Source organism: Pelotomaculum sp. PtaB.Bin117, from assembly GCF_002067195.1.
GTDB classification, from domain to species: domain Bacteria; phylum Bacillota; class Desulfotomaculia; order Desulfotomaculales; family Pelotomaculaceae; genus Pelotomaculum_D; species Pelotomaculum_D terephthalicicum.
This window is the reverse complement of the sequence record NZ_MVQM01000019.1, coordinates 1-4588: the sequence shown is the minus strand read 5'-3', so window position 1 is coordinate 4588 and position 4588 is coordinate 1. Positions and strand designations below refer to the sequence as shown.

Sequence of the window (4588 nt, the reverse complement as noted above, 5' to 3'; positions counted from 1 at the left end):
AAAGCCGCCGTAAATCCCCAGGCTGTTGCCGGGCATCGCCTGCTTCAGGCAGCGGTTGCCGTGGCCGGCAGCGCAGATGGCGCAGTTTTCGCAAGGCATAACCGCCGGCACGATAACTTCCTTGCCGATTAAACTTGCCTCACCGGCAACAACAGTTCCGGCAATCTCGTGGCCGAGCGTTAGGGGCGGCTTGGTCACTGTCGGAACACCATCATAAAAGTAGCCGACGTCAGTGTGACAAACACCGCAACCGGCAATCTTAACCAGGGCTTCACCGGGCTTCAGTTCCGGCACATCGATAGTTGTCTTTTCCAGCTTTCCGGGCTCAACCATCTGCCAAGTATTAATCTTGGTCGGTACATCCATTATCGTTTTACCTCCTTTTAATTTAAATAAATGACTAACCAAAAAATAAATAATTTAAAATCAAATCAACCCCGCGTTCTCAACGGTTCTTTATTTCCCCGTCCAGACCGGCTTGCGTTTTTCCATAAAAGCAGTCAAGCCTTCCTTGGCATCATGCGAAGGCATCAATTCTTGCAAGTATATTCTGTCAATTTCTTTCAAGCCTTCAGCAAAACCTTTGTTCAGGCCGGCACGCGCCGCTTTTTTGGTTTTTGCCAGCACAAACCCGCTGTTGGCAAGAAATTTCTTGATATACTCCTGTACCCCTGCGGCGAAGTTTTCCGCCGGCAGCACCGCGTTAACCAGCCCGATATGCTCAGCTCTCGCCGCTCCGATCACTTCACCGCTTAGCAGCAGTTCCAACGCCCTGGGCCAGGACAAAATATGCGGCATTACGTAACAGGCGATCGGCGGGAACACTCCCACCGCTATTTCCGGCTGGCCGAGCTTCGCTTTTTCCGAAGCGATAACCACGTCGCTGAAAATGACCAGTTCGCAGCCGCCGCCGAGGGCCGCCCCGTTCACTGCGCAGACAATCGGCTTTTCCATCTCGTACATGGTCAGCAGCAACCGGTCGAAAACATCGATCATCGCGTCAACCTTGTCCGGTGTATGGTCGCCTACATCCACTCCCGCTGAAAACGCCTTGCCGGCCGCGTCCAGAAGAATTATTTGCCCTTCTTCCTGCTGCGCCCATTTGAAGGCGAGGATTAACTCTTCCATCATGGCGATATTCAGGACATTCAGCGGAGCCTTGTCAAGGGTGATATTTACAATACCGCCCTCGTTTTTTACCTTCACAAATTCGTAGCTCAAGAGTAAACCTCCTTCCCGTTACAAGCGAAGGGGCGTTAGCCACCCCTTCGCTTCAGTTATAATAAATTTCCTCAGATCTTGGTTTAAGATATTAACTTATTATTAAACACGCTTCGGCAATACGGCATCAAGCAGCTCTTGGGTATACGGTTTGGCTTCGGCGCAAATACGACGATATTCGAGGAAGTCGCAGACATCTACGCCGCCGGTGAGTTTCTTGTTACTGAAGGCATTGAAGCCGAGGTAAGCTTCAGCGTTCATGTTGGCAGCCAGCCAGTGTCTGTTAGGCAGCTTGGACATATCCCAGAAGAATTTTTTCTTCTGGCGAATGCCGTCGATGGAGAACATCAAGCACTGCGGCATAAGGTTGGCAAAGGTCCAGCAAAGTTTGTTAACTTCTGCGTCAAGCAAGGTGAAATCAGTTTCACATTCTTTAATAATGGCTTTAGCTTCCTTAGCAGCGTCACCAGTCTTCATCTCGCCGTATACAATAGCGCCGTCTTCAACGACCTTGTCGGTAATGACCTGCGGGTTTCTGATAAACTTGCCGTCTTTCTTGAGAACGGGTATAGCCTTGGAGATCATGCCGTTATATTGCATCTTGTAGGAGCTCCACATTTCGCAGGAAATGCAGTTCCACATGCCTTTTTCAGCGCCCAGGTACCACATGATGTAGTCAGTGGAACCGCCGGCCGGAGCTGAGCCGTGACGGGGACCAGCCTGTCCGTAAATGGCCAGGTCGGAAGAAATAGTAATGTCGGTGGCCATACCGATTTCCTGGCCGCCGGCTACGCGCATTCCGTTCGCCCGGCAGATAACCGGCTTTTTGCACATATAAATCGCATCAACCATGCCGTTGAACAGGTCCATATAGAGGGCGTACTCATGGGGCTTCATGCTGTAATAGTGAGCGTATTCCACGGTGTTGCCGCCGGTGCAGAACGCCTTGTCACCGACAGCAGTGAAGATAACCGCTACTACCTCACGGTCCATCGAAGCACGGTGGAAACCGGCGATGACGCCCTTCACCATATCAGTGGTATAAGAGTTGAACTGCTTCGGGTTGTTAAGAGTCAGCCAAACGTTATACAGGCCCTTAACCTCGTTGCCCTTCGGGTCTAAGAGGGGTCTCTTGTCATATACTACACACGGGGCCTGATCCATTGTCCCAAAATGCTCTTCGCCGAAAAGATCGTGGTTCTTAATACCTTCCTCACGGGGCCACTTATAAATATCCATATTCATCCTCCTGTTTTTAATAAATATAGAGCAAGTTATCACAATATAAACTCACAACTAAAACCGCTCATCAAAGGTGGCAGTAACTTGTTTTAAAAACCACCCCCTTAACATGTGAGGATATTCTCCTACCAGCCTAGGCCAATTGAAATACCATCGCCCAGTTATCCCCTAAGCCGGTAGAAACTCGTAGGTAACTTGTCCGTCAGGCAACTTGACAACTTCCACTTTCACAGCCATACCTACTGATAACGATTCAACAGGCACGCTCTTGTTCATACGTCCTAAAACTTTAATGTCACCGAACTCCGCCACAACAATAGTATAGGGGGCTTCGGCCTCGAAGCCGGTGGGCGCGTACATCGTATGCGTAAAGGTCACTATTGTGCCGTTACCCTTAATCGCTACCCACTCCATGTCATTACCCAGGCAATTAGCGCAGTCAGCCCGCGGGGGGAAATAAGCCTGGGAACAGGTCCGGCACTTTGTGTATGCCACTTCGCCCTTGTCCAGGTAGTCAACAAATTCCGCTACCTTGGCTTGAGACGTGAAACTTTTACTTCCGAACCGCTCAAATCCCATTATCCTTACCTCCCGAAAATAATAACGTTTCCATAAATACCAACGCCGCCGATATTATGAACCAAACCTATTTCCGCGCCAGGCACCTGAATCGCGCCTGCTTTGTTGCGCAGCTGAAGCACTATGGTGCGCACCTGCGAACCGCCGGTCGCGCCGATCGGGTGACCTTTCGACAACAAGCCGCCGTCCACGTTAACAGGTATTTTACCATCTTTGTAGGTTTCACGATTGCGGATTAGTTCCGGCCCCTTGCCGGGTTCGGCGAAGCCCAGCATTTCATAAGCCATCATCTCAGCGATGGTAAAGCAGTCATGGACTTCAGCCACATCAATATCCTGCGGGCCTACGCCGGCCATTTCATAAGCTTCGTCAGCAGCCAGCTTGGCGCAATCAAGACCGGCAAAAGTAGTCCGGCCGGTGACGTTCATCGGCGCGGTCGCCGCTCCCAGCCCTAAAATATATACCGGCTCTTTGCAAATCTCTTTTGCCTTATCCGCGCTGGCCATAATCACACACGACGCGCCGTCCGCGTTGGCACAGCAGTCAAAAACTTTCAGCGGACTGCAAACCGGGCCGGCTTCCATCGCCTGCTCCAGAGTCACTGCTTTACGGTAGACCGCTTTCTCATTAAGCACACCGTAACTTGCCGCTTTAACCCTGATTAGCGCCAGATCCTCTTCCGTGGTGCCATACTTGGCGAAGTGTCCCCTGGCATGCATGGCGTAATAAGCGGGCATCAAGGTGCCGAACGGTGATTCAAACATAATGTCCGCGCCGCGGCCCATCCGCTCCTGAGAGTCGGCGGAACTGATCTCGGACATTTTCTGGAATCCCAGAACAACCACTACATCGTGCAGTCCGGACTTAATTAAGCCATAAGCTACTCTTATGCCGGATGTGCTTGAAGAGCAAACATTCTCCACGATAAAAGTAGGCTGCGGGTTAAGTCCGAGATACTCGGCAATCAACCCTGACGGAGTGCGCTGCTTGTCATACTCAGGCGCGGAGCAAACTACCGACGCTCCAACGTCCTTAACACTGATTGCTGCATCCTGCATGGCCTCTCTAAAGGCTTCAAAGGCCAGTTCTCTAATTGAGCCCTGATAGCCGCGCACAAAAGCGCTTTGGCCGACACCGATTACAGCCACGTCCTTTGGCATATTTTACCCTCCCGATAAAAAGTTCCTAACCGTTATTGATAAACAATAAGTTAGCTATATTATGAAGGCATGACCATACCGCCGTCAATACAAATTGTTTGCCCGGTGATATAGCGTGCGCCGTCCGAAGCCAGAAAAACAATACATGGCACAATTTCATCAGGCTTGCAAAAACGTTTCATCGGAATGCGCGCTAGATAGGTCGGAGCTATTTTGGGGTCCGTCATAATCTTTCTGGTCATGTCTGTTTCAGCCATCGGAGCAATATTATTAACAGTAATTTGATAAGGCGCGAGTTCCTTGGCGCATGACTTCGTCAAAGCCAAAACTCCACCCTTCGCTGCCGTATAGTTAACTTGTCCGATTGTGCCCAGCAGACCGGCTGA

6 protein-coding genes are annotated in these 4588 nt (G+C 50.7%); all 6 read right to left on the bottom strand.

Features of this window, described 5'->3' with window-relative positions:
* A partial coding sequence (locus A4E54_RS00630) for an alcohol dehydrogenase catalytic domain-containing protein (protein ID WP_286723730.1) occupies window positions 1-366 on the bottom strand: 366 nt, incomplete at its 3' end.
* Between the two features lie 90 nt (window positions 367-456).
* Complete coding sequence (locus tag A4E54_RS00625) at window positions 457-1221, bottom strand: enoyl-CoA hydratase/isomerase family protein (RefSeq protein ID WP_240081790.1); 765 nt, start codon at window positions 1219-1221, stop codon at window positions 457-459.
* A 102-nt stretch (window positions 1222-1323) separates the two neighbouring features.
* The gene (gene oah, locus A4E54_RS00620) at window positions 1324-2460 is read right to left on the bottom strand and encodes a 6-oxocyclohex-1-ene-1-carbonyl-CoA hydratase (RefSeq protein ID WP_286723728.1); all 1137 of its coding nucleotides are present in this window, start codon (window positions 2458-2460) and stop codon (window positions 1324-1326) included.
* A 171-nt stretch (window positions 2461-2631) separates the two neighbouring features.
* Window positions 2632-3042 carry a Zn-ribbon domain-containing OB-fold protein gene (locus A4E54_RS00615; protein ID WP_240081792.1) on the bottom strand — a complete coding sequence of 137 codons (411 nt, stop codon included), beginning with the start codon at window positions 3040-3042 and terminating at the stop codon, window positions 2632-2634.
* A gap of 5 nt (window positions 3043-3047) precedes the next feature.
* On the bottom strand, window positions 3048-4202 hold the full coding sequence (locus A4E54_RS00610) for a thiolase C-terminal domain-containing protein (RefSeq protein WP_240081793.1): 1155 nt from the start codon (window positions 4200-4202) through the stop codon (window positions 3048-3050).
* 59 nt (window positions 4203-4261) lie between these two features.
* Window positions 4262-4588, bottom strand: a 327-nt coding sequence (locus tag A4E54_RS00605) for an SDR family oxidoreductase (RefSeq protein ID WP_286723723.1), incomplete at its 5' end; no start/stop codon positions are given.